Origin of the sequence: Corallococcus sp. AB038B (assembly GCF_003668955.1) — a bacterium.
GTDB lineage: Bacteria > Myxococcota > Myxococcia > Myxococcales > Myxococcaceae > Corallococcus > Corallococcus exiguus.
Genome location: NZ_RAWO01000001.1, coordinates 1,908,846 through 1,935,317 on the forward strand (window position 1 = coordinate 1,908,846; position 26,472 = coordinate 1,935,317).

The window sequence follows — 26,472 nt, forward strand, 5'->3', positions numbered from 1 at the left end:
CACCGGCCCGAAGGGAAAATGCGATGCGTCACGCAACCGGGGGCGCGTCCGGACGAAAATGGGTCATCCCCCACCTCGAATCTTGAGGGCCGTCATGATCATCCCGTCCCGCCCGCTCTCCGCGACCCGCCCCTCGACCAACTCCGCGTCGGCCACGACTTCCACGGCCCGTATCATCCCGAAGGCGTTCTCTTCGGTCTCCACGTTCGAGTCCGGAGCGTCGGCGAAGAAGGCCCCGACGACGCCCACGACGCCGGTTCCCGCGCCGCAGGTGCCGGTGGAGGACGTGCCGCCCAAGTCGGATCCCCGCTACGACGGGCTGAAGGACCAGGCGCTGATCAACGCCCTGCACGACGCGGTCAGCAAGCACAAGGACCTGGGCTACAACCAGGCCCGGAAGATCATCTTCACCACGCTCGACAACCACGACGGCAAGGTGAAGTGCGTCTACACGGGCAAGGAAGTGGCGACGAACAAGATCCCCAACAGCAACGTGATGAACACCGAGCACACCTGGCCCCAGTCCAAGGGCGCCACGGGCGCGGCGAAGGCGGATCTGCACCACCTGTTCCCCACCGACAGCAAGGCCAACTCCATCCGGGGCAACTGGCCCTTCGGCACGGTGAAGAACGTGAAGTGGGAGGAGAACGGCGCCAAGTTCGGCACCGACGAGAAGGGCCGCACCGTCTTCGAGCCGCCCGACGAGCACAAGGGCAACGTGGCGCGCGCGCTGTTCTACTTCTCCACCGTCTACAACAAGCACATCCCCGCGGACGACGAGGCCGTGCTCAAGCAGTGGAACACGCTGGACAAGGTGGACGCGGCGGAAGTCGCGCGCAACGACGCCATCGAGACCTACCAGCAGAACCGCAACCCCTTCGTGGACGACGCGTCGCTGGCCGACCGCATCGCGGACTTCTAGAGTCCGGGGCATGTCCCGTCCCCTCGCGCCCCTGTGGGCGCTCGTCCCTGGCCGCACCGGTGTCCCCCTGCTGAAGGTGGGGGGCACGCCCGAGGCGCCGGGACCCCTGGAGTGGCCCGCCTGCGCGATGTGCGGCGGGCCCCAGCGCTTCCTCTTCCAGTTGCCGCACGTCGAAGGACGGCTGGACCTGGCGCCGCACGCGTCGGTCCACGTCTTCCAGTGCGAGAACCCCGACACCGTCTGCTTCCGTTGGGACCCGGAGGAGGGGGCCAACGCGGCCGTGCCGGTGAATGCGGGCGCGCCGTCCGTGAGCGCGCCGCCGGGGCCGGTGAAGCCGTACGCGGAGTGGACGCTCGGCTTCGAGCCCGCCACCGAGGACACCGAGGCCCTGTCGGTGGACGTCAACGAGGCCACCGAGGAGCAACTCCTGGCGCTGGACCGCGCGCAGGCGGAGGCGCCGGAGAGCAAGGTGGGCGGCGTGCCCGGGTGGCTCAACGGCGAGGCCACGCCGGAGTGCTGTGACGCGCCCATGCGCTTCGTCGCGCAGCTGGCCGCGATGCCGTTCGGCCTGGACTTCGGCGACAACGGCCGGGGCTACCTCTTCCGCTGCACGCGCGAGGACTGCGTGCGTCCGTTCCGCTTCCTCACCCAGGGCGCCTGAGCGGCTTCAGGGCGTGGTCAGGTCCTTCAGCCGCTGCGCCATCATCGTGGTGGAGTCCTCCAGCCACTGGATGCACTGCTCGGGGTTCACGAAGATGCCCTGAGCCACGGAGTCGAGGAACACCGGTGGCACCCAGGCGATGAGGTAGTCCGCCGACTGGGTGTCGGACTCGGGGTCCTCGCGGAACATGCCGACCCAGGTGTCCCAGGGCGGCACGTTGTGCTCGTCGAAGAATCCCCGGGTCACCTGGTCGGACACGCCGTCGGAAAGGGTGTCATCCGGGAAGAACACGAGCAGCCGACCTCCCTGAAGACGTTCCCTTCCGCTCAGCGGCGGAGACAGCGGCGGGCTGCCACGCAGGGCGTGGTGCCGGCTGCTGATGATCCGATCCATCAGATTGAAGCGATCCGGATCCACCATCACCCGAGGCTGGAAGGCAGGCGTGCGCAGGCAGGTGGCTGGCGCGTCCAACGTCGCCCGGGGCGCGCACCAGCGGATCGTCTCATCCATCGCCGCAAGGAGGGAGTCCCAGCCCCACCTGCCGTCGGGCACCTCGTACAGCAGTCGTGAAGGGCCCGGCGCACGCGGAATGGAAGAGTTGGGGATGGGCGCGTGAGGGATGATCCTCACCGCTGCATCGCCTTGAGCAGCTTCTGGGCGTCCTCCGCGCTGAGCTTGCCGGCCTCCACCAGGTCCAGCACGCGGCGCATCTCCTCATCGGGGATGCCCTGGGACTGGGGCGGAGGGGGCGGTGCGGGCGGCCGAGGCCGGTGGTGCTGTGCCCCCTGGCCCGCCCAGGGCGGCGCGCCCCACGAGTTCGCCCAGGCGTGGGCCCACTGGTTCGCGTGGCGCTCGGCGCGGCGCTGCCAGCGCTCCGCCTGACGCTGCCAGCGCATGGAGTCCTCCTCCCAGGCTTCCGCGTCCTCGCCGCGAGAACGGCCCGACTCGCGGATGCGCACCGAGCCCAGCTCCGTCTCCAGCAGGATCGTCGTCGCCGCCTGGGGGTTGGACGGGTAGCGCGTCTGCGCCGAGCCCAGCGACGTATGGGCGGAGATGTTCACATCCAGCCCGGGCACCAGGCGCAGCTCCACCGCGCCCACCTGCGTCCCGATGCGGTGCTCGCCCACGTCCAGCGCGTCCACGTCCAGCTTCACCGCGCCCGCGGCGGCGTGGACGTGGAGGGTGCCTCCCACGCGCTCGCCGATGATGCGGCCCGCGCCCGTGCGAAGGGTCAGCTTGCCGTGCACGTCGCGCAGGCTCGCGGTGCCCGCGTCGGTGTTCAGCTCCAGCTCGCAGTCCTTCAAGCCGGAGATGCGCACCGCGCCCGCGTCCAGCAGGAGCTTCGCGCGCACGTCGGGCGGCACGAACAGCTCCGCCTGTCCGCCGTGACGCCAGAACAGGGACAGGAAGCCCGCTTCGCGCGGCAACAGCTCCACCTTCGTCACCCGGCCGTGCTCCTGGATGCGCGTCTCCACCCGGCCGTGCGTCACCAGGTAGGGCTTCTCTCCCTCCGGCAGCGGCGACACGACGAGCGTGGCGGCGGGCGCGTGCAGCACCAGCTCCGCGTGCTGTCCCCACGGAATCGCGTGGCGCTGGGTTCCGTCGCGCGAGGAAGACGAGGCGTCGGAGGACGGCGTGGCTTCAGGGTCCATCATGGGTGGTTACTCCCGTGCCTTCTTGAGACGTTGAGCGGCCTCGTCCGCGTCGATGAGCCCGGCCGCGAGGTCATCGAGAATCTGCGCCCGGCGCGGAGAGCCGCGCTCCCGGGGTGGAGGTGGCGGAGGAGGAGGCGCGGGAGGCGGCGGGCCTCCGGGCGCCTGGCCCAGGGCCTCCACCACGTCGTCCAGCCGCGCCACCACCGTCGGATAGGAGAGGCCCAGCGCCTGCTCCACGTCCTTGATCTTCCCCCGGCACGCGATGAACACGCGCACGAACGCGAGCTGCTCCGGCGACAGCTGCTGCACCCAGCCCGTCGTGAAGCGCCCCTCCACCGCGGACGCGCACCCGTCGCAGCGAACCCGTTCGATGACGGTGCCGCCTCCACAGACGGGGCAGCGGGTGGGCACGGGCCAGGTGGACTTGAAGGTCGTCATGGTGGGTTCTTCAGAAAATCAATTTCGGGTTTGAGAATATTGATTTCTACGGCACTGGCAAGGGCGGGAGTTCATTTCCAGGAAAGACGGACACTTCCGAGCCGGTGGCCACGAAGGCGGAGTGGGGCGTGCCTCGGAGGCATTCGGAGAAGGCGGGGCCGTAGAAGCGGGCCACGTCGCAGTCGAAGGCGGTCTCCTGGGCGCGCCAGACGGTCCAGCGGGGATGCTCCACGCGGTACTCGGCGCAACCGCCGTCACGCTGGGCGGTGTAGCCCCAGTAGTGCTCGGTGATGAATTCCTCCTGGGAGCCGGGGGCGCTCTCGGACGGCGTGCCGAGCGTCCGGGCCGACAGCTGGTGCCAGCGGCCGTGGGACTTCCAGGCGTACTCGACGTGGCCGGGCGCGCCGGTGTCCGCGCCGTCCATGTTCACGGCGTGGCGCATGGGGTGCGCGACGTAGGGCTCGTTGTAGAGGACGCGCGCCACGGTGGCGATGGCGAGCCGGGGCACGATTTCGCGCACGAACACCACGCCGCGCCGCCAGCCTTCAGGGCCCAGGCGGCGCACGTAGAAGCGCAGGTTCACCTCATCGAAGTCCCGGTGGAACGGCACCACGAGTCCCCGCACGCGCGTGTCGAGGAAGCGGAAGCCGACCATGCTCGCGAACGTGCGGCCCTGCCACGCGTCGAGCTCCGTGCCACGGGGGACGAGGGGCCGCAGCACCGCCGGATCCACCTCGTAGTTGAGCATCAGCAGGTACCGCCACGTCGCCGTCAGGAAGGGGCGCATGCGCGAGGTCTAGCGCGCACGCGACACCCGGGCCCAGGTCCGCCCCCTTGCGCGGCTTCTGTCGCGCAGAAGCGCGGGCCGCCTTCAGGGAACGGCGGGCCGTGCCTGGGGCTTCCGGGAGGTGAGCCCCCGCTCCAGCCGCTCCCGCCACTTCAGCGCGGGCCGCTCCACGCCATGGTGCAGCGCGAGCGAGGCGAGCAGCACCGCCACGGCGCCGCCCAACACCGTGACGACGTGGAACGCGTCCATCCCATGGGGCGCCAGCGCGTCCCGCACGCCGTGCTGCACGGCCTTGTGCGTGAGGTAGACGGTGAAGCTCAGGACCGCGAAGGTCTTCACGCCCGGGATGCGGGCGCAGACGCGCGAGGCCGCGGGGCCCGCCAGCGCCATCACCAGCGCCGCGAAGCCCAGCGCGGCCAGGGGGAACGACAGCAGGACATAGGGGAGGTAGCGGAAGTGCTCCTCGTTGATGAAGAGGACGCCGCCCAGACACGCGAGTCCCACGACGGCCATCCCCCGCGCGTGGGCGCCGCGGGTCCAGCGCTCCCAGGCCTGTGGCCGGAAGACGCGCAAGGCCGCGAGCAGCACGCCGCACGTCAACCCGTCGAGCCGCGCGTACGTCGGGTAGTAGAGCAGCATGTCGAAGTCGCGCCACCCCGGATCCGCGGGACCGAGCGCGGAGAAGTGGTGGAGCCACAGCCCGCCGCGCAGGAGCATTCCTCCGCCCATCACGGCCACCGCGAGCGCGATGAGGGACGGCGCGCGAAGGCGTCCCCGCAGCGCGAGCACGGTGAGCGGCAGCACCAGGTAGAAGTGCTCCTCCACGCACAGGGACCACGCGTGGGAGAAGCCGTTGATGCGCAGGCCGAAGTTCTGCGTGAAGGTGAGGAACCGCCACGCGGGCGTCACCAGGGGCCGCTCGCTCCAGGCGGGCACGAAGAGGTACAGGCCCAGCACGACGAGGAAGGACGGAAGGATGCGCAGTGAGCGCCGCAGGTAGAAGCGCCGCAGTGACGGCGTCTCACCGCGCGACACCGGCTCCAGGAGCTGCGAGCCGATGAGGAAGCCGCTGAGTACGAAGAACAGCTCCACGCCCGTCCAGCCGAAGTTGGCGAACGCCTGGAAGGCCTCGTGACCCTGGGGGCGGGGGTAGTGGTAGACGACGACGACGAGGATGGCCAGGCCCCGGAGCAGGTCCAGGCCGGCCAGATGGCGCGGTTCGGTGGCGTTCAGCGGAGTCGGCTTTCAGCGGGGGGAGTGCGCCCGATGCTAGCAAGGTGCGTACGGGCCGCCAGTGACACGCCGCTCAACCCGTTCGGGACTCGCCGGGCCAGACGCGCCGGCCACGAGTTCGCGCAGGTCTTCCGCCCGGCTGCGCCCCAAGGCCCGACCGCCCAGGCGTCAGGCCCTCGGAGACGGATGCGCTCCATTGGGATGAGAAGGTGAGAACCCTTTGGAGGCGCCCGTCAGAGGCGCACCGAAAAAACCTGTCCGACAGTCGGACAGGTTTTGAGGCTGTGTCGGCCGGGAGCGTGGGCGCTCTCGGCTTCATGCTTCGGAGGGCGCCCGGCCCCCTGGCGTCAGGGCGTCTGGGAATCCAGGTCCTCCACCCTTGCCCGCAAGCGCGCTGGCACGCGTGCCAGGACCCGGAACTCCCGCGTGGCCCTTCGCTGCACCTTGCCGCTGGACGTCTTCGGCAGACTCCCAGGAAGGTGTCGAGGCGTGGATCCGGAGGACGGCGGCTTCGCTCGTCGAGGAGGTCGATCAGCGTGACGGGCATGCGTGCCTCAATAGCTGCCGCCAATCATCAGCAGGCCCGAGTAGCGGCCGTCCCCCGCGCCAATGTCCTGCGAGGGCGCGAAGTTTTGCCCGAAGAGGAAGCTGTAGGTGCCACGCACCTCGGCTGTGAGCTGGGGGTTGAGCTTGAAGCGCACGCCCGCACCCACGGGCGCGTAGCCCCCGGTGTCGTCGAAGAACCGGAAGAAGCTGCCCTCGCGCACCGAGTAGCGCTCGACGCCGATGCCCCCGAGCACATAGGGCTGCAGCCGGGTGGGGGTGAAGCCAATCGTGAGCGCCGCCTGCGCTCCGTTCCGCACGAGGTCCGGCGTGCCGAAGAAGTTGGAGCTGTCCGCGACGGACAGGCTGCTCACGCCGCCGCTGTAGCCCAGCTCCAGGCCCACGTAGTCATTGGCGCGGTAGCCGACGACGACGCCATACGACGGCCCTGGATCCAGGTTGGGCGCGAGCTTGCCCGTGTAGCCCTCCACGCCCAATCCGAGGAGGAAGTAGGGGCCCCGCCAATCCACCCGTCCCATCCGCGTGGGCGCGTCCGACGGTGGGTCCTGGGCCCTGGCGGCGCCACCCGTCAGTCCTGCCAGGCAGAGCCCCAACGCGATGCTTCGCCTCATGACCGCTCCCTTCATGTGTCGTGTGCGCATCCAGAAGGTGCCCTTGGGGGGAGGGGCGAACAACGAACGGACAGGCGGTACCCCGAAGGCCCACGGTCCCCCGGAGGGTGGGGGAGGCGGCGCACGAGGCCGGGCCCCTGCCTGCCTCCCCGCCCATCCCCTGTGATGCCTCGCGAGCGGCTTCCACCTTGAGCCGTACCCGGATGCCCTCGGTATCTCCCCCTCGCGTCCGGGACGGGAGCACACCGCCATGAACGACGCCGCCCATCCCCAGCCCGTCACGGGCCCATCCACCCCTTCTGTCCTCCAGGCCCGTGCCCGGCGCGTCCTTGCGCATCTGGACGCGGTGCTGCCGGACGTGGACGCGCTCTACAGAGACCTGCACGAACACCCGGAGCTGTCCGGCCAGGAAGCGCGCACGGCCGCCCAGGTGGCGCACCGGTTGGAAGCGGAGGGCTACGCGGTGAGTCGGGACGTGGGCGGCCACGGCGTGGTGGGCCTGCTGCGCAACGGCGACGGGCCCACGGTGCTCCTGCGCGGGGACATGGACGCGCTGCCCGTGGAGGAGAAGACGGGGCTGCCCTACGCGAGCCGCGTGCGGACGGAGGATGGCGAGCCGGTGATGCACGCGTGCGGCCATGACGTCCACACCGCGTGCCTGGTGGGCACTGCGGCGGTGCTGGCGCGCTCGCGCGATGCGTGGCGCGGCACAGTGATGGTGGTGGGGCAGCCGGCGGAGGAGACCCTCCAGGGCGCGAAGGCGATGCTGGATGACGGGCTCTACTCGCGCTTCGGCACGCCGGACGTGGTGCTGGGCCAGCACACGGCGCCGCTGCCGGTGGGCACCTTCATGCACCGCGAGGGCGTGACGATGATGGGCTCCGCGCACGTGCGCCTGCGCCTCTTCGGACGGGGAGCGCATGGCGCGCAGCCGGAGCTGTCCGTGGACCCCGTGGTGCTGGGGGCCAGCGTGGTGATGCGCCTGCAGACCATCGTGTCGCGCGCGCTGTCGCCGCTGGAGGCCGCGGTGGTGACGGTAGGGGCCTTCCAGTCGGGGACTCGCGCCAACGTGATTCCGGACGAAGCCCTGCTGGAGCTGACGGTGCGCACGGAGGATGCCGCGGTGCAGGAGCGGGTTCTCGCGGCCATCGAGCGCATCGCGAAGGGCGAGGCCGCGGCGTCGGGCGCGCCGAGGGCTCCCCAGGTGGAGGTCCTGAACCGCGGGCCGGTGAACCGCAACGACCCGGAGCTCATGCGCCGCGTCCGGGACGCGCACGCGGAATGGTTCGGGCGCGACGCACTGGTGCCGGGGGTGCTCGTCACCGCGAGCGAGGACTTCCCCTTCTTCGCCCAGGGGCCGGAACATCCGGTGCCCACCGCGTACTGGTTCATGGGCATCACGCCGCGAAAGGCCTGGGAGGAGGCACCGGGCGCGACGCCGCAGGAGAAGATGGCGCACGTGCCGGGGCCACATTCCGGCGGCTACGCCCCGGACCGCGAGGGCTCGCTGCGCGGCGGCTGCGAGTCACTCACCGTGGCGGCGCTGGTCTGCCTGCACGCGGGCGATGCGTCCGTGGACCACTGAGAGCGGCCCCGGACTGGAACGGGGTCGCTGGCCCGGCCGGCTCCTCGTCGCTTGCCCCCGCCGCGAGTGCCTCCAACTTGAGAGGCGGACGACACTTCTAAAGGACATCCCGATGAAGCTTCCGCTCATGGCCTCGATGACCGCGCTCCTGCTGGGCGGCTGTGCCACGCAGACCGCGTCCGTTCCACAGGAGTCCCCGTCCGAGGCATTCGCCAGCGACGAGATGTCCTGGGACTCGGAGGAGTCGCCTCGCACGCAGGAGATGCTGCGCGAGCATGACCTGAACTTCTACGGAACCGTGGGCGCCGAGGCCCAGGCCAACGCCGAAGCCACCGGAGGCACGGGCATCAAGAAGTCCTCGAAGCCGGAGGACTTCAAATGCGTGGACGCCAACGAGGTGGGCACGGGTGGCTCAGGCGGCATCGACATGCGCGGCGTGGACAACCTGGCCCCGGAAGTCGTGCCGTCACAGAACCCTGGCGCGCGGTTGGACATCATCCCGGAGGCCTGGAACCGCAACAAGGGCATCGGCACGAGCCCCGTGGCGCCGTCCACCGGCACGCCTCCCGCGGAGGGCAGCGGCGGCGCCGGCCATTAGGCTCTGTCCCCTTCAGCCCTGCGGCTTCACCAGCCGGGTCAGTTCGCGGTCCAGCGTGGCCGCGAACTGCTGGCGGTCCTGCGGTGAGAAGCCGCCGGGGCCGCCCGTGTTCACGCCACTGTCGCGCAGCTCCTGCATGAAGTTCCGCATCGACAGCCGCTCGTCGATGGTCTCCGGCGTGAAGAGTTCCCCTCGCGGATCCATCACCACGACGCCCTTGGGGACGAGCAGCGCGGCCAGCGGGATGTCCTGCGTGACGGCCAGGTCCCCGGCCTCCGCGGACGTGGCGATGTGCCGGTCCGCCACGTCCAGCCCCGCGCCCACCTGCACGGTGGACACGTACGCCAGGCGCGGCAGCGCCAGCGGCTTGTTCGCCACGAAGACGATGGGCACCTTCACGCGCTGCACGGCGCGCAGAAGGATGTCCCGCACGGGCCCCGGACACGCATCGGCATCGACCCAGATTTTCATGCGGACCATCCTCGCTGATTGTCCCGCCCGGGTCAGGCGCGTTGACGCGTCATCCCCCAGGCTGACACGTCGCGGACGCACCCCCTGACGCGTCCGGCGGCCACCGCGCCTCGCGAACCGCACAGGCAGTCATCTGTCGCCTGCTGGTACGCCGGGTGCAGTGGGGCGGGCATGCCCCAATTCCTGGAGGTCGAGCGTCGGCCGCTGGCACACGCGGACGGGACGGCCTGAGCCTTGGACACCATCCGGTATGACGTCGCCGTGTTGGGCGGCGGTCCCGCGGGCGCGGCGCTGGCGTTGGCCTTGTGCAGGCATTCGGGCCTGCGCGTCGTCCTGTTCGAGCGCTCTACGTACGCGCAGCCCCACCTGGGCGAGACACTGCCTCCGGACAGCCGGCGGCTGCTGGCGCGGTTGGGCGTCTGGGAGGCCTTCGCGCGTCAGGGCCACCTGCGCTCCATGGGCTCGTGCTCGCGCTGGGGAGACTCCGCGCTGGGCGACAATGATCACCTGCGCTCACCGTGGGGCACGGGCTGGCACCTGGACCGCTCCCGTTTCGACCGGATGCTCGCGGACGAGGCCCTGCGCTTCGGCGTCGACGTGCGCATCGGCTCGGCGGTGACGGACTGGACGCCCCTGGAGACCGGCGGCCACCGCCTCTTCGTTCCCACGGAGGGCGATGCGCCCCGTGACTTCGTGGACGCGCGCTTCGTCGTGGACGCCACGGGCCGGAGCGCCGTCTTCGCCACGTCGCAGGGGGCCCGGCGTCACACGGTGGACCGCGCCTTCGGCCTGTGCGGCACGTTCGCGCTCCAGCCCGGCCGCACCGTGGACGCGCTCACGCTGGTGGAGTCGTGCGAGGACGGCTGGTGGTACTCCGCGCGGATGCCCGGCGACCAGGTCGTCTTCGGGCTGATGGGCGACAAGGATTCGCTCCAGGGGTTGATGCCGGAGGACGCCGAGGCATGGCGTGCGCGGATGGAGCGCGCGCCCGAGACGCGCCGCCGCCTGGAGGCATGTGTCTTCACCGGCGAACCCCTGCGCGTGGTGTCCGCGAACGTCGCCTGCCTGGACCGGCTGCACGGCGAGGACTGGCTCGCGGTGGGCGACGCCGCGTGCATGTTGGATCCGCTGTCCTCGCAGGGCACGTCCCAGGCCCTGCGCACCGCGAATCAGGCCGCCGACGTGGTGAGCCGCTACCTCCGGGGTGACTCCGCCGCGCTGCGCCTCCACGAGGTGCGAACGCGGCACGAGTTCCAGGAGCACCTGCGCATCCGCGAGGGCTACTACCGCCTGGAGCGCCGCTGGCCTGGAGCGCCGTACTGGCGCAACCGCCAGCAATCCTGCGCCCCCGTTCTTTCGTCGCTGCCCTGAGCCCCCTCTCCGTTGCAAGGAGAGGCTGAGTGACGTCAGTCCGCGCGCTCCGGGCGGGGATTCGCTAGAAGCGGCGTCATGCTTCCGGCGTCCTCTCCGTCCCCTCGCGACTTCGCGGCCTCGACCCTCGCGGCCTGGCTGCTGTGTCTGGGTTTGTTCGCGGTCTACACCGCGAGCCAGGTGCAGATGCAGACGGACTCGCTGTGGTCCATCCCCTCCGCGGCCAGCATCCTCCACGAGGGCAACGCCGACCTGGACGAGTACGCGCCGTCGTTCACCCCGGCGACCGCGTACGCGCGAGGCGTCTACGGCGGCCGCACCTATTACGAGTATCCGCCCGGGGTGATGGTCGCCGCGCTCCCGTTCCTGGCGGCCGCGGAGGGGCTGTTCTCGCTGGGCCGGCCGGTGCTCGCGCACTTGGGGACTCCCGGCGCGGATGCGCTGGCGTGGCTGGAGTTGTTCCGGAGCACTGGCAAGGTGGACCTGGGCTCCTTCCACCGCACCGAACAGCTCATCGGGTCGTTCTACGTGTGCGCCGCCGCGGGCGTGCTGCTCGTCGCGCTGCGAAGGCGCGTGTCCGCTCGCGCCGCGCTCGTCACCGTTCTGCTCTTCGGGCTGGGGACGACGGCGTACTCCACCGCCAGCCGCGTCCTCTGGCAGCACGGCCCCGGGCTGCTCGCCATCGCCTGTGTCGTGCTGCTGCTGGCGAGGCCCGAGCAGACGCGGCGCACCGCGTTCCTCGCCGGGCTCGCGGTGGCGCTCGCGTATGTGTGCCGGCCCACGCACTCCATCTCCGTGGTCGTCGTCACCGCGTACTTCGTCCTGCGCTTCCACCGGCTGCTGCTCGCGTACTTCGCCGGCGCGGCGCTCGTGGCGCTGCCGTTCTGCGGGTACAACCTGCACCTCTACGGCTCGATTTTGTCGCCGTACTACACGCATCCGCTGGACGTGATGGGTTCGCGGTTCGTGATGGCGCTGGCCGCGAACCTGGTGAGCCCGTCGCGTGGGCTGCTCCTCTATTCGCCGTTCCTGGTGCTCGCCGGGGTGGGGTTCGTCCAGCGGTGGCGGAGCAGGGATTTGACGCCCTCCGAGAAGGCCTTCGCCGTCATCGTGCTCCTGCACTGGGTGGCCATCTCCGCGTTCCCCATCTGGTGGGCGGGGCACTCCGTGGGGCCGCGGTTCTTCACGGACGTGCTTCCCTATCTCGTCGTCTTCCTCGCGTATCCCGTGCAGCTCGCGGTGGATGCGCCCCGCCAGCATCGCGTTCTGGCGGGCGTGCTCGCCGCGACGGCCGCGTTCAGCGTCGTCTTCCACTGGCGTGCCTCCACCTCCTACGACGTGCACGCGTGGAACTCCGTGCCGGTGGACGTGGACTTCGCGACGGAGCGCGTCTGGGACTGGAAGGATCCGCAGTTCCTGCGCGCCATTCCGGCCCGCTTCCGCGGCAATTCCCCATAGGGCAGGGGCTCCGTCGCCTGCCTGCCTTCCAGCATGCGTCAGCGCCCGGACAGCCAATGGCCTTGGCGCGCGCCGGGGACACCCTCAGCTTTCCACCGGACCTTTCTGCTCGAGGAGACGGGGACATGGCGAAGGCGATGAGCAAGCTGCCGCGCGCGCTGGGGTGGTTCAGCGTGGGCCTGGGCGTCACGGAGTTGTTGGGTGCGTGGAACCTGCTCCGGTTCTTCGGCATCTCGCGCGGCGACAGGTGGGTGCGGGCCTACGGCGCCCGGGAGCTCGCCGCCGGTGTGGCGTTGCTGAGCCCCGCGAACAAGCGTCCGTGGCTGTGGGCGCGCGTGGCCGGTGACGCGCTGGACCTGGCCACCATGGGCAAGGGCCTGCGCGAGCCCGGCGTGCGCAAGGGCCGCCTGCTCGCCGCCACCGGCGCTGTCGCGGGCATCACGTTGCTGGACATCTACGCCGCCGCGAACGCGTAGGCCCAGGCGGGACGTGCGTTAGGCTTCCTCCCTCTTCGAAGGAAGGAAGCCCGTGCGTCCCGTTCTCCTGTCCCTGTTGCTCCTGCCCGCGCTCGCGGGTGCCGCCGCCCCCAAGGCCCAGGACTCCTTCGTCTTCACGGGCGTGGAGCGCATCGTCGCCGTGGCGGACGTGCACGGCGACGTGGACGCGCTGAAGGAAGTCTTGCGGCTCGCGGGCCTCATCGACGCGAAGGACCGCTGGATTGGAGGCAAGGCGCACCTGGTGCAGACCGGGGACCTGCCGGACCGGGGCGACCACACCCGCGACGCCTTCGAACTGCTGATGCGCCTGGAGACCGAGGCGCGCAAGGCCGGCGGCCGCGTGCACCCTCTGCTGGGCAACCACGAGCTGATGAACATGCGCGGAGACCTGCGCTACGTCACGCCCGGCGAGTTCGCCTCCTTCGCGGACCAGTCCTCCGTCGCTGACGGCCCGGGCGAGCCCAAGGGTCTTCACGGCCACGCCGCTGCCTACGCCGCGGACGGTCGCTACGGGAAGTGGCTGCGTTCGCACCCCGCCGTCATCCGCATCAACGACACGCTCTTCCTCCACGGCGGCCTGGCGCCCACCGTCCCCGGCACCACGTTGGAGGAGGTGAACCGCTGGGTGTGGCAGGACCTGACGCCGGGGCAGGCACCGGGCGGCGGCGTGGATCCGCAGGGCCCGGTGTGGTTCCGCGGCTACGCCATCGACGACGAGGCGAAGTGGGACGCGGGCCTCACCCAGGTGCTGGAGCGCTTCGGCGCACGCCGCATGGTGATGGGCCACACACCGTCGAAGGATGGCCGGCTCTCCGTCCGCTTCGGCGGCCGCGTCATCGTCATCGACACCGGCCTCAGCACCCACTACGGCCGCCACCTGGCCGCGCTGGAGCTGCGCGGCGACCGCCTCACCGCGCTCTACCCGGAAGGCCGGGTGCCCCTGCTCCCTGCTCCGAAGGCCGCGCCCGCCCCGCGCCCCGAGGCGAAGACGGGGACGAAGTAGACGGTCCTCCTCCAGACGCCTACCTGGAGCGTTCACTGGAAGTCTTTTGACTTTGATAGTCAGTATCAATATCGTCCGGCCCCATCAAACGCAGGGAGCCGCGATGCACGAGGGATGCGGGCCACAGGGAAGTGCCGGAGAGCTGCGCTGCATGTGCGGCAGCCTGCTGGCGCGACTGGTGCCGGGCGGCGTGGAGTTGAAGTGCCGCCGGTGTCACCGGACGCAGGTGGTGCCGCTGGAGCCGGGTTCGTCGGCGGAGCCACGGGGCGGCGGTGCTCCCCGAGGCAATGGCGGCTGAGACGCTTTGACGGAACGGGCCTCCTGAGGGGCTCGCGGCAGTGTGTTTCCTGAGGCCCGAGGCCCTTGAGCCCAGCGCCCGACAGGCTTCCCGTGAGCGGAGGCCCCCGGCTTTCGTGCCGGGAGGACGTAGGATGTCCGGGCGTTGGTGGCTGTGCGCGCTGCTGTGGAGTGCCGTGTCCGGCCTGGCCAGGGCGGAGTCCGCGTCGTCCGCGAACGGAGGCGTGGCGCAGTCCGCGTCGCCATCTGACGCGGAGCCCGCGCCGGAGACGCCGGGGCAGGAGTCCGCGCCAGCCGCGGAGGCCGCCACGTCAGCGGAGCCCGCGGCCTCGTCGGAGCAGGGCGCTGCCTCCGTGTCCGCGGAGGCCGCCACGTCATCGGAGCCTGCGGCCTCGTCGGAGCAGGGCGCTGCCTCCGTGTCCGCGGAGGCCGTGCCCGCGAAGCCCGTTCAGGCGGTGGAGGCCACGCCTCCGGTGGAGGAGCCTCCCGCGCTCCAGACGGTGGTGACGAGCTCTCGCACGCAGGAGCGTCTGCGCGAGACGCCGGTGGCCACCGAGGTCATCACCCGTTCGGAGATTGTCGCCAGCGGCGCGCGAGACGCGTCGGAGTTGTTGAACGCGCGCCCGGGCTTCGTGGTGCAGCAGGGCTTCTCGGGCTCCGGGCTGTCCATGCAGGGCCTGGCCCCGGAGTACGTGCTGGTGCTGGTGGACGGCGAGCGCGTCACCGGCAAGGTGGACGGCAACATCGACCTGTCGCGCCTGTCGCTGGAGGACATCGAGCAGGTCGAAATCGTGAAGGGCCCCGGGTCCGTGCTCTACGGCAGCGACGCGGTGGCGGGCGTGGTGAACTTCATCACCCGCCGAGCGCAGCGCACCCTGGGCGCGGACCTGCGCGCCGCGTACGGCACGCTCGGGCGTCTGGACCTGGACGCCACCGGTGAGACGCGCGGCGACGCGTGGGGCCTGCGCATGAGCGCCGGACTCCAGCGGCGCGACGCCTACGACCTGGACACCACGGACATCGGCACCACGGGCAGCACGCTGAGTGGCTACGACCTGTCCGCGCGCGGTGACTGGCGTGGCTCGGAGGCGATGTCGCTGGAGGGCACCGCTTCCTATTCACACCGCATCCAGCGCGGCGTGGACCAGGGCGCCGCGGGAGCGGTGTTCGACCGGGCCACTCGCGACAACACCTTCGCCTCGCGCCTGTCCCCGTCCTGGCGGCTGGGGGAGAAGGTGAACCTGCGCGCGGACGTGTCCTATGGGCACTACGAGCGGCGCTACCTGCGCGACCAGCGCAACGCCTCCGCGCTGGACACCGTGGAGGACACGCGCGACCAGCAGGCCCGCGTGGGTGCGCAGATGGACGCGCGTCCCGGCGGCGGCCACGCGCTGGTCATCGGCACCGAGTACCTGGGTGAATGGCTGCAGTCGGACCGGCTGGACGGCGGACGCGGCCGGCGCGGCCGTGGCTCCCTGTACGCGCAGGACAGCTGGACGCTGTGGGAGCGCAAGGGGCTGGTGGCGATGCGCGGCGGACGGGTGGATGTGGATTCGCAGTTCGGGCTCGCGCTCACGCCCCGCTTCGCGCTGAAGATGGACCCCCTGTCGTGGCTCACCGTGCGCGGCAGCTACGGCTGGGGCTACCGCGCGCCCAGCTTCCAGGACCTGCTCATCGACTTCGAGAACCCCTCCGTGGGTTACACCGTGCGCGGCAACCCGGACCTGAAGCCGGAGCGCTCGCGCAGCTTCAGCTTCAACGTGGAGACGCGCCCCACGCGCGACTCCGTGGTGTGGGTGGGCCTGTTCCAGCACTCGCTGCGCGACATGATTTCCGCGTCGCTGCAGTCCGAGGGCGACTTCCTGCGCTACTCGTACATCAACATCGCTCGGGCGCGTGTGCGCGGCGGCGAGCTGGGCCTGCGCCAGACGCTGCCCGGCCGTATCCAGGTGGAGCTGGGCTACACGCTCACCGACGGCACCGACCAGGAACTGGACCGCGCGCTGGAAGGTCAGGCGCGGCACCGGCTCACCGCGCAGGCCACGTGGCGCCACCGCGAGTGGGGCCTGGAGGCCAACCTGCGCGGCGCGCTCACGGGCGAGCGTCCTTTCTATCCCGATACCAACGGAGACGGTGTGGCGGATTCCTACCGTGCCAGCCCCACCGTCTCCCTGGATGCCCGAGTCGCCTGGCTGATGCCAGCGGGCGGGCTCCAGCTTTTCGTAGTGGGCAGCAACCTCACCGGTGCGGGCAATCCGACGGACCTGCCCATCCCACCCCGCACCCTCCAGGCCGGTGTCTCCACCCGGTTCTGATTCTTCACACCTGCACACTGAAGGAGTCCGCATGTTCCTCATTCCCTTCCGTCCCGGCTTCCTGGGCCGCGCCTGCGCGGCGCTGCTCATCGCGGGTCTGGGCACCGCATGCGGTGACGACCTCCAGCCCACGCCAGGGCCTGAGGACGAGAACCCCGTCGTCACGCCGCAGGACGGCGCGAACCTGAAGCACCACGACAACGGCGACGGGTCATTCACCTCCGTCGTCGACGCGACCAACGCGGAAGCGTGGGTGGGCGTGGATCTGGACACGGGCAAGCAGGTGAGCGCGACCGAGGACGCGGTCTGGGACCTGGCCTTCCAGCGCTACACGGTGAAGGCGCGCGGCGGCGTCAGCGGCACGGGCAATGTGCAGGTGGCCATCGTGCCGGGCACGACGTTCGCGGCGCTCACCCAGGCGCCCGCGTCCGGCTACATGACGGACGCGGCGGACGGCCCGGACACCGGCGACAGCCCGGACACCGTCTTCAACCTGGGGGACGGCTGGTACGTCTACGACCTGCCGACCCACACGCTCTCGCCGCGTGAGCAGCTCTATGTCGTGCGCTCGGATTCCGGGACGTACTTCAAGGTGCAGGTGCAGTCGTACTACGACGCCGCCGGCACGCCCGCGATGATGAAGCTGCTCTGGGCGCAGGTGGCCGCGCCGGCCGGGGGGCAGCCGTGATGGGCCGCACGGAGGAGGGGAGCCCGCTCGCCGCGCTGCGAGAGCGCTGGGTGGCCCTGCGTGAGTCCGAGCCGCGCATGCGCATCCGCGACGCGGCGGACAAGCTTGGCGTGAGCGAGGCGGAGTTGCTCGCCACCGGCTTGAACGGCGAGCTGGTGCGGCTGGAGCCGCGCCTGGACGTGCTGCTGCCCCGCCTGGAGTCGCTGGGCCGGGTGATGGCGCTCACGCGCAACGCGTCCGCGGTGCACGAGAAGAAGGGCATCTACCGCAAGGTGGAGCTGCACGGCGCCCGGGCGCTGGTGCTGGACGAGGACATCGACCTGCGGCTGTTCCTGTCGCGCTGGTGCTTCGTCTTCGCGCTGCGCGAGGACCTCTCCGGCACGGTGCGCCGCAGCTTCCAGGTGTTCGACGCCGCCGGCACGGCGGTGCACAAAATCTACCTCCAGGACGACGCGAACGTCGCCGCCTTCGAGGGGCTGGTGCGCGAGCTCCAGCACGAGGACCAGCGCCACGTGCTGGACGTGGTGCCGGTGTCTCCTCCCGCCGAGCCGCGGCCGGATTCGGAGATCGACGCGCTGGGGCTCAAGGCCGGCTGGCGCGCGCTTCAGGACACGCACGAGTTCTTCGCGCTGCTCGGCAAGTTCAAGGTGGCGCGCACGCAGGCGCTGAGGCTCGCGGGGACGGAGTTCGCGAAGCCGGTGACGCCGGACTCGCTGGGCTGGACGCTGGAGCGCGCCGCGGCGAGCGAGCTGCCCATCATGGTGTTCGTGGGCAACCCGGGCGCGATTCAAATCCACACCGGCCCGGTGCGCACGGTGCGGCCCATGGGGCCGTGGATGAACGTGATGGACCCGGGCTTCAACCTGCACGTCCGCGCGGACCACGTCCACACCGCCTGGGTGGTGCGCAAGCCCACGCGCGACGGTGACGTCACCTCGCTGGAGCTGTTCGACAAGGCGGGAGAGAACATCGCGCTGCTGTTCGGCAAGCGGAAGCCGGGCGAGCTGGAGTCCCCCGCGTGGCGGACGTTGATGGAGGAACTGGTCCGGACGCTGCCCGCGGTGGAGGTGGCGTCATGAGGCGGACGGCCTGGAGGTGGGGCCTCGCCACGGCCCTGTTCGCGCTGGCGGCGCACGCGGCGCCTCCCGCACCCAAGCCCGCACCGGCGCCGAAGCTCATCACCATTGGACCCGCCATCACTCAGACGGTGTTCGCGCTGGGCGCGGGCGACCGGGTGGTGGGCGTGGACGACTCCAGCGCGGCGTTGCCGGAGGCATCCAAGGTGCGCACGGTGGGCTACCAGCGCGCGCTGTCCGCGGAAGGCGTGCTGTCGCTGGGCGCGGGCCTGCTGCTGGGCTCCGCGGAGGCCGGGCCTCCGCCGGTGCTGGAGCAGCTCAAGCAGGCGGGCATGAAGGTGGAGACGTTCGCCAACGAGCCCACGGTGGAGGGCGCGCGCGCTCGCATCCAGGGCATCGCGGAGCGGCTGGGCACGCCGGAGCAGGGCAAGGCGCTGGTGGCGAAGCTGGACGCGGACCTGAAGAAGGCGGCGGACCGCGCGACGCAGGTGAAGGGCACGAAGCCGCCGCGCATCCTCGCCATCTACGCGCGTGGCGCGGGCACGATGATGGTGGCGGGCTCGGGCACCGTGGCGGACACGCTCATCCGCCTGACGGGCGGGATGAACGCGGCGGACTCGCTGCCGGGCTACAAGCCGCTGGGCGCGGAGGCCGTGGTGGCGGCGGCGCCGGAATTCGTTCTGCTGCCCGCGAGCTCGGTGCCGTCCGTGGGCGGCGCGGAGGGGCTGGCGAAGCTGCCCGGGCTGTCGCAGGTGAAGGGCTGGAAGCTCGTCACCGTGGAGGACGTGGACTTCATGGGCCTGGGGCCCAACCTGGGCCAGGCGGTCGCCCGCGTGCAGGACGCGTTGGCCCCAGCTTCGGCCTCGGCTCCGGCCCAGGCTCCGGCGAAGGGCAGCGGCAAATGAGCGCCTCGGAGGCCATGCCCGTGCCCGCGTCCCGTCCGGTGCCTTCACGGCTGCTGGGCGCGGGGCCCTGGGTGACGCTGGGACTGCTGCTGGCGTTGATGGTCCTGGTGTCGCTGGCGGTGGGCTCCATGACGGTGCCGCCGTCCGCCATCCTCGGAAGTCTCTGGGAGGCGCTGGGCCTGGGCGAGGCCTCCCACCGGATGGACTCCATGCAGCGCGCGGTGCTGTTCACCTTGCGCCTGCCGCGCGTGCTGATGGCCGTGATGGTGGGCGGGGTGCTGGCGACGACGGGCGCCGCGCTCCAGGCCCTCTTCCGCAATCCGCTGGTGGAGCCCGGCCTGCTGGGCACCTCCAGCGGGGCGGCGCTGGGCGCGGTGCTGGCCATCGTGCTGGACGTGACGCTGGCCGCGCACGTGGGGCCCCTCCGGATGCTGGTGGTGCCGGGGGCGGCCTTCCTGGGCGCGCTGGCGGCGACGGTGCTCGCCCTGCGGCTGGGCACGGGAGGTGGGCGTACGGACACGCCGCGCGTGCTGCTGGCGGGCGTGGCGGTGAGCGCGGGCGCGTTCGCGGGCATGGGCCTGCTCACGCACGCCGCGTCGGACGCGCAGCTGCGCACCATCACCTTCTGGAGCCTGGGCAGCCTGGGCGGCGCGTCGTGGGAGACCGTGGGCGCCGCGGCGATTCCGCTGGTCGTGACGCTGGGTTTGCTCTTGAGCGAGGCCCGGGCGCTCAACCTGATGCTCCTGGGCGAGCGTGAGGCGTGGCACCTGGGCGTGGACGTGGAGCGGCTCAAGCGCAAGCTCATCCTTGCCGCCGCGCTGGGCGTGGGAGCCGCGGTGTCGTTCTGCGGGATGATTGGCTTCGTGGGCCTGCTGGTGCCGGCGCTGCTGCGCATCGCGCTCGGTCCGGACCACCGCAGGCTGCTGGCCGCGTCAGCGCTGTCGGGGGCTTCGCTGCTGCTCGCGGCGGACCTGCTCGCGCGCACGCTGTCCTCCCCGTCGGAGCTGCCGGTGGGCGCGCTCACATCGGTGCTGGGCGTGCCCGCCTTCATCGGGCTGCTCGCGCGCAAGGGGGCGGCATGAGCCTGGAAGCTCGCGGCATCGAGGTGTGGCGCGGGCGGGGCAGGGTGGCCGGCCCACTGTCGCTGGAGGTCCAGCCCGGCGAGGTGTTGGCCGTGGTGGGCCCCAATGGCGCGGGCAAGTCGTCCCTGGTCGCGGCGCTGTCGGGCGAGCTGCGCTGCAAGACGGGCGACGTGTACCTGGAGGGCCGAGCGCTGCATCAGTGGCCCTACCTGGAGCGAGCGCAGCGGCTGGGCGTGCTGCCGCAGGAGTCCTCACTGGGCTTCGGCTTCACCTCGCTGGAAGTGGCGGCCTTGGGCCGCAGCCCGCATGCCCGGCGTGGCGGTGACGCGTCCGACCTGGACATCGCCCGCGCGGCGCTGGATGCCACGGACACGCAGCACCTGGCGTCGCGCGCGTACACCACGCTCTCCGGTGGCGAGCGGCAACGCGTGCAACTGGCCCGCGTGCTGGCCCAGCTGTGGACGCCGCCCGCGCACGGCCACCGTTACCTGCTGCTGGACGAGCCGACGGCGAGCCTGGACCTGTCCCACCAGCACCTGGTGCTGGAGCGTGCCCGCGCCTTCGCGCAGGACGGCGGCGCGGTGCTCGCGGTGTTGCATGACCTGAACCTGGCCGCGCGGTACGCGGACCGCATCGCGGTGTTGGACCAGGGCCGGTGCGTGGAGACGGGCACGCCTTCGGGCGTGCTGACGCCAGGCCTCATCGCGGGCACCTTCGGGTTGCAGGTGGAGGTGGTGTCGCGGCCGGACCTGCCCGGGCCGCTGGTGATTCCCCTGGGCCGCGCACCCGCGCCGCCCTGACACACGGCCTTCCTCCCGCGAGGAGGGTGTCCACGCGCGAGAACGCCCCTCCAAGGCCACGCGTTGGACCCTCCTCGCGGAAGGACGTTGTGCCCTTCACACGCGGGCCACGCGCTCCCGTGTCGCGCGCCTTGGACGCGCCTGGGCCGGCTCCGGACGCAGGTAGCCGACCGCGAGCGCGGCGATTTCATCCACGAACGCATCGTCCTCCACGTAGTCCGGCCGGTCCGTCAGCGCCGTGTGGCACAGCGCCTCCACGGTGTTCACCAGGATGAAGACCGCCATGTCCAGGTTCCGGGGGCGCAGGTCCTCGAAGCGGGGCGCGAGGAACGCACGCACCAGCCGGTGCAGCCGCTGCGAGTACGCATCCGACAGGCCCCACTGCCGCATCCGCGGCATCAGCTCGTGAAGCACCTGCTGCAGGCGAGGGTTCTCCCGCTTCACCGCGAGCACCTGCCGGATGATGGCGCGCATCGCCACCGGAAGCGGCTGCCCGGCGAGCGGCACCAGCCCGGACTCGAAGTCCGCCAGCGACCGCGCGCGGTGCTGCTCCATCAGCGCCGTCACCAGCCCCTCCTTGCTGGGAAAGTATTGGTAGAGCGAGCCCACGCTCACCCCCGCCTCCTGGGCGATGCGGTTGGTGCTCGCGGCCTCGTAGCCGTCCCTGAGCAGAACGCGAGCAGTCGCGGTGAGGATGGCGTCAACCGTGGCCTGCGCCCGCTCCTGGCGGGGCGCCCTGCGACGGGAGGGAGGGGGACGGCGGGGCATGAGGCCTCCTCGAGGGAATGTGAGCACCACGCGAGTTGAGAACGTGAGCGACCGCTCACATTCTAACCCCATGCAAACGACCTCGTCCCAGTCCCCTGTTCGTTCGTCTGTCTCGCCGTCCGCCCCGAGGGGCAAGGCCTTCCCCTACGCAGGCCGCCGCGCGCTCGTGACGGGCGCGTCGTCCGGCCTGGGGGTGGTGTTCGCCCGCGAGCTGGCGGCGCGAGGGATGGACCTCATATTGGTGGCCCGCTCCGAGGACCGGATGCGCGCGCTGGCGGCGGAGCTGAAGGAGGTCCACCACATCCAGGCGGAGGTCATCGCGTTGGACCTGGGCCGCGAGGGCGCGGGCCGCGAGCTGTACGCGGGCTGCCAGGAGAAGGGCCTGCGGGTGGACCTGCTGGTGAACAACGCGGGCTTCGGCACGCACGGGGCCTTCGACGCGGCGCCGTTCGCGCGGCAGCACGAGCAGGTGATGCTCAACGTCACGTTGCTGGCGGACACCAGCCACTTGTTCCTGCCGGACATGCTCGCGCGCGGCGTGGGCGGCATCTTCAACGTGGCGTCCATCGCGGGCTTCCAGCCGGTGCCGTACATGGCCATCTACGCGGCCAGCAAGGCGTTCGTGTTGTCCTTCACGGAGGCGCTGTCGGAGGAGACGCGCGAGCGCGGCGTGCGCGTGCTCGCCCTCTGCCCGGGCCCCGTGAAGACGGCCTTCTTCGATGTGGTGGGCACCCAGCAGGCTGCGGTCGGCCCCATGGCGACGGCGGAGGAGGTGGTGCTGCACGCCCTCAAGGCCCTGGACCAGGGCCGCGCGTCGGTGGTGCCGGGGTGGCGCAACTGGATGCAGGCGAACCTGACGCGCTTCACGCCGCGCTGGCTGGGCCTGCGCGTGGCGGCCGGGATGATGCGGCCTCCAGGGGCGGTAGGCACGGGCACCACGCGGCTCGCGCCGTAGCGGGGACGCGCAGGCTCAGGATGCCGGACGCCGCTTCGGCACTGGCGGCGTGGATGAGTCCAGGGCCGAGGCGAGCTGCGCGTCGGTGAGCTGGAAGAAGGCCTCGCTGCGCGGGACCCACTCGCCAGTGAAGACGAACGAAGCCCGCCAGCTCCGAAGGGCTGAAGCCACCACGGAAGGCCATCAAGGCCGGTTGAGCCAGTGCGCCGTGTCGATGGCGCCCTCAGCCGTCACGAACTCCAGCACCCGTCCTTCCTGCGCCCGGACGTGCAGCGACTTGCACAGGGGTTGGCCAATCCCACGGCCTGAAGTTCTCCGCGAGGAGCACAGCGCCGCCCACCGGGCACGCTTTCCGAAAACCTGTCCGACAGTCGGACAGGGATGCGCCGCATGAAGCCCCACCTCGATGGTGAGCCGCGGTCGTGGCGATACGCGGACACGAAGGTGGGGCACGGACAGAGGTCCCCCGCCCGGGGCCGGTTGCCTCAAAACCTGTCCGACAGTCGGACAGGGATGCGCCGCATGAAGCCCCAACCTCGGTGGTGGGCCACGGTCGTGGGCCGTGCGCGGCACCGATGGTGGGGCACGGACAGCGGCCCCCGCCCGGGGCCGGTTGCCTCAAAACCTGTCCGACAGTCGGACAGGGATTCGCCGCATGCGGCCCGCGAACTTGTCCGACAGTCGGACAGGTTTTTCTCCGACCGGGCCCGGAGAGTGGCCCCCTGGCTGGCAATGAGGAGGGTGGGCCCGCACGTCCATGTCAGACCCCTGTGGTTGGATGGCGATGCTGGGACGAGGAGGGGGATGGGGATGGAACGGCGAGGACTCGTGGCTTATGTGGAGGCGCAAATCGAGCGCGATATCGCGCTGGGGCTGCTGCATCCGAGCGGGCAATTCGGCTCCGAAGCGAAGCTGGCGCGCCGCTATGAGGTGTGCCGGGGAACCATCCGCGAGGCGCTGCGGCGGCTGGCCGCACGTGGCTTGGTGGTTCAGCGCCCCGGACGCAAGACGCGCGCGGTGCCGCTGGATGAATCGCTGACGCTGGAGAACCTGGGGCTGGCGCTGCATGACGCGAGCAACCCGGATGCCCGGTGGCTTCTGGAGGGCTACTTCAGCCTCAAGCGGCAGGTGCTGGTGGAGCTTCTGGCCGACTGCTGCGCGAGGGCCTCGGACCTCGACCTGGACCGGCTGGGGAGCACGTGCTTCCAGCTCCAGGACGCGGCGCGCTGGGAGTCGGGGGAAGTCTGCGCGCAGGCGGAATTCGAGTTGCTGCGGCATGCGGCGCGGGTGGCGGCACGTCCGGGGCACGTGCTCCTCGTTCAGTCCCTGCAGCGGGCATTCCTGGGAGGAGCCGCCCAACTGCTGCCGCTCATGGGCGGAGAGGCGCTGCGCGAGTGGGCCTTCCGCGTGATGGCGATTCTGCGCGAGCGCGACGTGCAGGCACTTCAGCATGAGCTACCAGCACTGCTGAAGGCTCGCGATGAGCACGTGCTGGACGCCTTCGCCCCAATCTCGCAGGGGCGCCCATCTTCTCAGGACGACCGCGCGCAGGAGGAAATCCCCCCTGCCCCTGCGTCAGCCGCCGCGCAGGTCAATGCAACGGAAGCATGCCCCGGCGTGGAGGAGCGTGGCCTTGACTGTCCCGCCCCAGCAGTCGAGAGCAGTGAGGGGCTCGGCCAGGAGCACGGCTTCCGCGTGGAGCAGACCAGCGGGCCGCTACTGTCTTCAGCCGCCATCGGGCTCGTACCCTGTGAGCCAGGTGGGGCGTGTGCCGGGGATTCGGTGAGCGCGGCCTTGGGCAACGTGTCCTGTTGTCGGACAGGTCCTGCCTCCTTGGGCGTGGAGGCGCGACTCTTGCCCGGGACTTCGCCCAGTGGCTCTCGCGGTTTCTCTCAGGGGGCGGTGCACACGGACACCGGTCCGCTTCACGGTGGCCGGGGGCCCCTGGGCCGGTGGGCTGCTCGCCTCTGGCGATTCATTGCCGTGACCCTGGGGCTGCCTGCTTCGTGAGTGGCGACAGCCCCTGCGTCCTCTGGTGTTCCTGGGGCGATTTGCGTCTGGCTAGCTGCTCAAGGGACGGCCTTGGTGGTGGCGGGCGCGAAGGCCTCTCGCAGTACCTTCGCCTCCAGCGAACGGTAGATGTTGGCGTGGAGCAGGTCGGGATGGGGTTCGTACTTCCACTTCAGTCCCGTGGGCGCGTTCGCGCGGAACGCTTCGGCCAGGCGTCCGGCTTCGGCCGCTACGTCGTCGCCGGCGGACGCCATGTACAGCGTGGCCTTCAGGCCCGGCCTTGCCTTGAGCTGGTCGCCGGCCTTGCGTACCCATTCCTCGTTGTTCCACCAGAGGCTGGGGCTCAGCGCGATGGATGTGCCGAACATCCCGGGCTGGAGGAAGAACGTCTCCATGATGAACAGCCCCGCGAGCGACTCGCCGATGATGGCCGTCTCGTCGGTGGCGCGGTACTTGCGGCGGACGTGGGGCATCAGCTCGTCGCGCAGGAATGCGCGGAACGCCGCCGAGCCACCCACGCGTGGGGCGATCTCCTTGTCCTTCGCGACCTGCGTGGGGCCGGTCATGTCCCGGCGCCGTTCGGTGTTCTCGATGCCTACCAGGATGACGGGCCGCATCTCCCCAGCGCGGATGGCGGTGTCCACCATGGTGGCGACGTGCGGGAAGTCCTCCTGTTCGCCGCCGTCGGGCATGTAGAGGACGGGGTAGCGCACGCCCTTCGCCGCGTCATAGCCGGGTGGCGTGTAGACGTTGATGCGCCGCGTTTCCCGGAGCTTCTTCGACGGCAGCGTGAACGTCGCGTGCGGAGGCATCGGCTCCGTTTCAGCGGCATGGGCCACGCCGCTGACAAGGACGACGGCGAGCAGGAACAGACGGACACACCGCATGGGCTGCCACCTCTGGAAGGGATGAATGCTCGGGTGCTTCAGCGCCGGGACGGCGAACGGGACGACGAGGACGACGACTTCGCCTTGGGCACGCGCCGGGCGACGAAGAGGGTGTGCCTCGGCCCCTTGGTGCCGTGCGCCGTGGGGTGGAGGAGGTTGACGGTGAAGCCCACCTCTTCCAGCAGCTTCACGTACGCGGGCGAGGGCCCGGCGCTCCACACCACCAGCGTTCCGTTGGAGCGCAGGGAGTTGAAGGCGTGCGATACGCCGGTGAGGTCGTAGAGGCTGTCGTTGTCCGGGTGGGTCAGGGCCTTCGGGCCGTTGTCCACGTCGAGCAGGATGGCGTCGAAGGCGCCCTGCTGCCTGCGCATCACCTTGCCCACGTCACCCTCCACCACGGTGACGCGCGGGTCCTCCAGCGGCGCGTTCGCCAGCGGCGCGAGCACACCCCGGTTCCACTCCACGACCGGGGACATCAGCTCCGCGACAACGATGCGGGCACCCGGTCCCAGGCGGTCGAGCACCGCGCGGACCGTGAATCCGAAGCCCAGCCCGCCCACGAGCACCCGGGCGGGCGCGTCCGCCGCGAAGTTCGCGCAGCCGGCGTCGGCCATGGCCATCTCAGAGCCATGCTGGCGGCTGGACATCAACGTCTGGCCGCGCACGCGCAGCACGTACTCATCGTCCCGCTTGGCGAGCACGACCTCGCCCACATCCGGCAACTGCGCTCGCTCCACTGTTTCCCAGGGCTTCATGCCAGCGCTCTTCGCGCGACCGGGCCTCCGGGTCAAGTCGCCGCCTTGACACCCCGGGACGTGCCTGCGAAATGCGGACG

28 protein-coding genes are annotated in these 26,472 nt (G+C 71.0%); 17 read left to right on the plus strand and 11 right to left on the minus strand.

What is annotated here, in order from left to right:
- The first annotated feature begins 94 nt into the window (after nt 1-94).
- Both D7Y04_RS07960 and D7Y04_RS07965 read left to right on the plus strand, forming a co-directional pair.
- Nucleotides 95-922, plus strand: a complete 828-nt coding sequence (locus tag D7Y04_RS07960) for an endonuclease I family protein (protein ID WP_121758817.1) — start codon at nt 95-97, stop codon at nt 920-922.
- A gap of 10 nt (nt 923-932) precedes the next feature.
- Nucleotides 933-1,583: a hypothetical protein gene (locus tag D7Y04_RS07965; protein ID WP_120597537.1), complete on the plus strand. Its 651-nt coding sequence runs from the start codon at nt 933-935 to the stop codon at nt 1,581-1,583.
- 6 nt (nt 1,584-1,589) lie between these two features.
- Here the strand turns inward: D7Y04_RS07965 and D7Y04_RS07970 are convergent, their stop codons facing one another.
- From D7Y04_RS07970 to D7Y04_RS08000, 6 genes are all read right to left on the minus strand, one after another.
- Nucleotides 1,590-2,093: a hypothetical protein gene (locus D7Y04_RS07970; protein ID WP_233601299.1), complete on the minus strand. Its 504-nt coding sequence runs from the start codon at nt 2,091-2,093 to the stop codon at nt 1,590-1,592.
- 116 nt (nt 2,094-2,209) lie between these two features.
- Nucleotides 2,210-3,238: a hypothetical protein gene (locus D7Y04_RS07975; RefSeq protein WP_121758818.1), complete on the minus strand. Its 1,029-nt coding sequence runs from the start codon at nt 3,236-3,238 to the stop codon at nt 2,210-2,212.
- 6 nt (nt 3,239-3,244) lie between these two features.
- The gene (locus tag D7Y04_RS07980) at nt 3,245-3,676 is read right to left on the minus strand and encodes a DUF2089 domain-containing protein (RefSeq protein WP_120597539.1); all 432 of its coding nucleotides are present in this window, start codon (nt 3,674-3,676) and stop codon (nt 3,245-3,247) included.
- Between the two features lie 46 nt (nt 3,677-3,722).
- A complete protein-coding gene (locus D7Y04_RS07985; RefSeq protein WP_121758819.1) occupies nt 3,723-4,463 on the minus strand; it encodes a YqjF family protein in 741 nt (246 codons plus the stop codon).
- Nucleotides 4,464-4,547: 84 nt separating this feature from the next.
- The gene (locus tag D7Y04_RS07990) at nt 4,548-5,696 is read right to left on the minus strand and encodes an acyltransferase family protein (RefSeq protein WP_368666415.1); all 1,149 of its coding nucleotides are present in this window, start codon (nt 5,694-5,696) and stop codon (nt 4,548-4,550) included.
- A 554-nt stretch (nt 5,697-6,250) separates the two neighbouring features.
- Nucleotides 6,251-6,871 carry an outer membrane beta-barrel protein gene (locus D7Y04_RS08000; protein WP_121758821.1) on the minus strand — a complete coding sequence of 207 codons (621 nt, stop codon included), beginning with the start codon at nt 6,869-6,871 and terminating at the stop codon, nt 6,251-6,253.
- A gap of 250 nt (nt 6,872-7,121) precedes the next feature.
- Between D7Y04_RS08000 and D7Y04_RS08005 the strand changes: the two genes are divergently transcribed.
- Both D7Y04_RS08005 and D7Y04_RS08010 read left to right on the plus strand, forming a co-directional pair.
- Complete coding sequence (locus tag D7Y04_RS08005) at nt 7,122-8,456, plus strand: amidohydrolase (protein WP_121758822.1); 1,335 nt, start codon at nt 7,122-7,124, stop codon at nt 8,454-8,456.
- Nucleotides 8,457-8,568: 112 nt separating this feature from the next.
- Nucleotides 8,569-9,054: a hypothetical protein gene (locus tag D7Y04_RS08010; protein WP_121758823.1), complete on the plus strand. Its 486-nt coding sequence runs from the start codon at nt 8,569-8,571 to the stop codon at nt 9,052-9,054.
- Between the two features lie 12 nt (nt 9,055-9,066).
- Here the strand turns inward: D7Y04_RS08010 and D7Y04_RS08015 are convergent, their stop codons facing one another.
- Nucleotides 9,067-9,525: a YaiI/YqxD family protein gene (locus D7Y04_RS08015; RefSeq protein WP_120597545.1), complete on the minus strand. Its 459-nt coding sequence runs from the start codon at nt 9,523-9,525 to the stop codon at nt 9,067-9,069.
- Nucleotides 9,526-9,759: 234 nt separating this feature from the next.
- Here D7Y04_RS08015 and D7Y04_RS08020 point away from each other — a divergent pair, with 234 nt between their 5' ends.
- The 11 genes from D7Y04_RS08020 (at nt 9,760) to D7Y04_RS08070 (ending at nt 21,017) form a co-directional block, all read left to right on the plus strand.
- Nucleotides 9,760-10,896 carry an NAD(P)/FAD-dependent oxidoreductase gene (locus D7Y04_RS08020; RefSeq protein ID WP_121758824.1) on the plus strand — a complete coding sequence of 379 codons (1,137 nt, stop codon included), beginning with the start codon at nt 9,760-9,762 and terminating at the stop codon, nt 10,894-10,896.
- 78 nt (nt 10,897-10,974) lie between these two features.
- Complete coding sequence (locus tag D7Y04_RS08025) at nt 10,975-12,354, plus strand: hypothetical protein (RefSeq protein ID WP_121758825.1); 1,380 nt, start codon at nt 10,975-10,977, stop codon at nt 12,352-12,354.
- 125 nt (nt 12,355-12,479) lie between these two features.
- A complete protein-coding gene (locus D7Y04_RS08030; protein WP_120597548.1) occupies nt 12,480-12,830 on the plus strand; it encodes a hypothetical protein in 351 nt (116 codons plus the stop codon).
- Nucleotides 12,831-12,882: 52 nt separating this feature from the next.
- A complete protein-coding gene (locus D7Y04_RS08035; RefSeq protein ID WP_121758826.1) occupies nt 12,883-13,854 on the plus strand; it encodes a metallophosphoesterase in 972 nt (323 codons plus the stop codon).
- Nucleotides 13,855-14,005: 151 nt separating this feature from the next.
- Nucleotides 14,006-14,152 (plus strand): hypothetical protein, encoded by a 147-nt coding sequence (locus D7Y04_RS08040; RefSeq protein WP_233601300.1) that lies wholly within the window; start codon nt 14,006-14,008, stop codon nt 14,150-14,152.
- A 133-nt stretch (nt 14,153-14,285) separates the two neighbouring features.
- Nucleotides 14,286-16,466, plus strand: coding sequence for a TonB-dependent siderophore receptor (locus tag D7Y04_RS08045; protein ID WP_121758827.1), 2,181 nt, complete (start codon nt 14,286-14,288; stop codon nt 16,464-16,466).
- Nucleotides 16,467-16,497: 31 nt separating this feature from the next.
- Nucleotides 16,498-17,154: an HmuY family protein gene (locus tag D7Y04_RS08050; RefSeq protein WP_121758828.1), complete on the plus strand. Its 657-nt coding sequence runs from the start codon at nt 16,498-16,500 to the stop codon at nt 17,152-17,154.
- Nucleotides 17,154-18,233: a hemin-degrading factor gene (locus D7Y04_RS08055; RefSeq protein WP_121758829.1), complete on the plus strand. Its 1,080-nt coding sequence runs from the start codon at nt 17,154-17,156 to the stop codon at nt 18,231-18,233. Before D7Y04_RS08050 ends, D7Y04_RS08055 begins: the two co-directional genes overlap by 1 nt.
- Entirely contained in the window at nt 18,230-19,135 is a 906-nt protein-coding gene (locus tag D7Y04_RS08060; protein WP_121758830.1) for a hemin ABC transporter substrate-binding protein, read from the plus strand. Before D7Y04_RS08055 ends, D7Y04_RS08060 begins: the two co-directional genes overlap by 4 nt.
- A complete protein-coding gene (locus D7Y04_RS08065) occupies nt 19,132-20,217 on the plus strand; it encodes an iron ABC transporter permease (RefSeq protein WP_120597554.1) in 1,086 nt (361 codons plus the stop codon). Before D7Y04_RS08060 ends, D7Y04_RS08065 begins: the two co-directional genes overlap by 4 nt.
- Complete coding sequence (locus tag D7Y04_RS08070; protein WP_120580939.1) at nt 20,214-21,017, plus strand: heme ABC transporter ATP-binding protein; 804 nt, start codon at nt 20,214-20,216, stop codon at nt 21,015-21,017. The genes D7Y04_RS08065 and D7Y04_RS08070 overlap by 4 nt, the downstream gene beginning before the upstream one ends.
- 96 nt (nt 21,018-21,113) lie before the next feature.
- Here D7Y04_RS08070 and D7Y04_RS08075 read toward each other — a convergent pair whose 3' ends face one another.
- Nucleotides 21,114-21,785: a TetR/AcrR family transcriptional regulator gene (locus tag D7Y04_RS08075; protein WP_120580940.1), complete on the minus strand. Its 672-nt coding sequence runs from the start codon at nt 21,783-21,785 to the stop codon at nt 21,114-21,116.
- A gap of 70 nt (nt 21,786-21,855) precedes the next feature.
- On the opposite strand from D7Y04_RS08075, the gene D7Y04_RS08080 reads away from it, so the two are divergent.
- Entirely contained in the window at nt 21,856-22,740 is an 885-nt protein-coding gene (locus D7Y04_RS08080) for an SDR family oxidoreductase (RefSeq protein WP_121758831.1), read from the plus strand.
- A gap of 15 nt (nt 22,741-22,755) precedes the next feature.
- On the opposite strand, the gene D7Y04_RS44380 is transcribed toward D7Y04_RS08080, so the two are convergent.
- Complete coding sequence (locus D7Y04_RS44380) at nt 22,756-22,911, minus strand: hypothetical protein (protein ID WP_158627462.1); 156 nt, start codon at nt 22,909-22,911, stop codon at nt 22,756-22,758.
- 633 nt (nt 22,912-23,544) lie between these two features.
- Between D7Y04_RS44380 and D7Y04_RS08085 the strand changes: the two genes are divergently transcribed.
- The gene (locus D7Y04_RS08085) at nt 23,545-24,750 is read left to right on the plus strand and encodes a FadR/GntR family transcriptional regulator (protein WP_121758832.1); all 1,206 of its coding nucleotides are present in this window, start codon (nt 23,545-23,547) and stop codon (nt 24,748-24,750) included.
- Between the two features lie 59 nt (nt 24,751-24,809).
- On the opposite strand, the gene D7Y04_RS08090 is transcribed toward D7Y04_RS08085, so the two are convergent.
- Together D7Y04_RS08090 and D7Y04_RS08095 are read right to left on the minus strand one after the other, a co-directional pair.
- Entirely contained in the window at nt 24,810-25,637 is an 828-nt protein-coding gene (locus tag D7Y04_RS08090) for an alpha/beta hydrolase (protein ID WP_121758833.1), read from the minus strand.
- 38 nt (nt 25,638-25,675) lie between these two features.
- Nucleotides 25,676-26,392: a hypothetical protein gene (locus tag D7Y04_RS08095; protein ID WP_121758834.1), complete on the minus strand. Its 717-nt coding sequence runs from the start codon at nt 26,390-26,392 to the stop codon at nt 25,676-25,678.
- Between the last annotated feature and the right edge of the window lie 80 nt (nt 26,393-26,472).

Bases quoted from the DNA above. Each gene is read 5' to 3' on its own strand.
- D7Y04_RS07960 (WP_121758817.1), top strand. From the start codon at position 95: ATGATCATCCCGTCCCGCCCGCTCTCCGCGACCCGCCCCTCGACCAAC.
- D7Y04_RS07965 (WP_120597537.1), top strand. From the start codon at position 933: ATGTCCCGTCCCCTCGCGCCCCTGTGGGCGCTCGTCCCTGGCCGCACC.
- D7Y04_RS07970 (WP_233601299.1), bottom strand. From the start codon at position 2,093: ATGGATGAGACGATCCGCTGGTGCGCGCCCCGGGCGACGTTGGACGCG.
- D7Y04_RS07975 (WP_121758818.1), bottom strand. From the start codon at position 3,238: ATGATGGACCCTGAAGCCACGCCGTCCTCCGACGCCTCGTCTTCCTCG.
- D7Y04_RS07980 (WP_120597539.1), bottom strand. From the start codon at position 3,676: ATGACGACCTTCAAGTCCACCTGGCCCGTGCCCACCCGCTGCCCCGTC.
- D7Y04_RS07985 (WP_121758819.1), bottom strand. From the start codon at position 4,463: ATGCGCCCCTTCCTGACGGCGACGTGGCGGTACCTGCTGATGCTCAAC.
- D7Y04_RS08000 (WP_121758821.1), bottom strand. From the start codon at position 6,871: ATGAGGCGAAGCATCGCGTTGGGGCTCTGCCTGGCAGGACTGACGGGT.
- D7Y04_RS08005 (WP_121758822.1), top strand. From the start codon at position 7,122: ATGAACGACGCCGCCCATCCCCAGCCCGTCACGGGCCCATCCACCCCT.
- D7Y04_RS08010 (WP_121758823.1), top strand. From the start codon at position 8,569: ATGAAGCTTCCGCTCATGGCCTCGATGACCGCGCTCCTGCTGGGCGGC.
- D7Y04_RS08015 (WP_120597545.1), bottom strand. From the start codon at position 9,525: ATGAAAATCTGGGTCGATGCCGATGCGTGTCCGGGGCCCGTGCGGGAC.
- D7Y04_RS08025 (WP_121758825.1), top strand. From the start codon at position 10,975: ATGCTTCCGGCGTCCTCTCCGTCCCCTCGCGACTTCGCGGCCTCGACC.
- D7Y04_RS08030 (WP_120597548.1), top strand. From the start codon at position 12,480: ATGGCGAAGGCGATGAGCAAGCTGCCGCGCGCGCTGGGGTGGTTCAGC.
- D7Y04_RS08040 (WP_233601300.1), top strand. From the start codon at position 14,006: ATGTGCGGCAGCCTGCTGGCGCGACTGGTGCCGGGCGGCGTGGAGTTG.
- D7Y04_RS08045 (WP_121758827.1), top strand. From the start codon at position 14,286: ATGTCCGGGCGTTGGTGGCTGTGCGCGCTGCTGTGGAGTGCCGTGTCC.
- D7Y04_RS08050 (WP_121758828.1), top strand. From the start codon at position 16,498: ATGTTCCTCATTCCCTTCCGTCCCGGCTTCCTGGGCCGCGCCTGCGCG.
- D7Y04_RS08055 (WP_121758829.1), top strand. From the start codon at position 17,154: ATGGGCCGCACGGAGGAGGGGAGCCCGCTCGCCGCGCTGCGAGAGCGC.
- D7Y04_RS08060 (WP_121758830.1), top strand. From the start codon at position 18,230: ATGAGGCGGACGGCCTGGAGGTGGGGCCTCGCCACGGCCCTGTTCGCG.
- D7Y04_RS08065 (WP_120597554.1), top strand. From the start codon at position 19,132: ATGAGCGCCTCGGAGGCCATGCCCGTGCCCGCGTCCCGTCCGGTGCCT.
- D7Y04_RS08070 (WP_120580939.1), top strand. From the start codon at position 20,214: ATGAGCCTGGAAGCTCGCGGCATCGAGGTGTGGCGCGGGCGGGGCAGG.
- D7Y04_RS08075 (WP_120580940.1), bottom strand. From the start codon at position 21,785: ATGCCCCGCCGTCCCCCTCCCTCCCGTCGCAGGGCGCCCCGCCAGGAG.
- D7Y04_RS08080 (WP_121758831.1), top strand. From the start codon at position 21,856: ATGCAAACGACCTCGTCCCAGTCCCCTGTTCGTTCGTCTGTCTCGCCG.
- D7Y04_RS08085 (WP_121758832.1), top strand. From the start codon at position 23,545: ATGGGGATGGAACGGCGAGGACTCGTGGCTTATGTGGAGGCGCAAATC.
- D7Y04_RS08090 (WP_121758833.1), bottom strand. From the start codon at position 25,637: ATGCGGTGTGTCCGTCTGTTCCTGCTCGCCGTCGTCCTTGTCAGCGGC.
- D7Y04_RS08095 (WP_121758834.1), bottom strand. From the start codon at position 26,392: ATGAAGCCCTGGGAAACAGTGGAGCGAGCGCAGTTGCCGGATGTGGGC.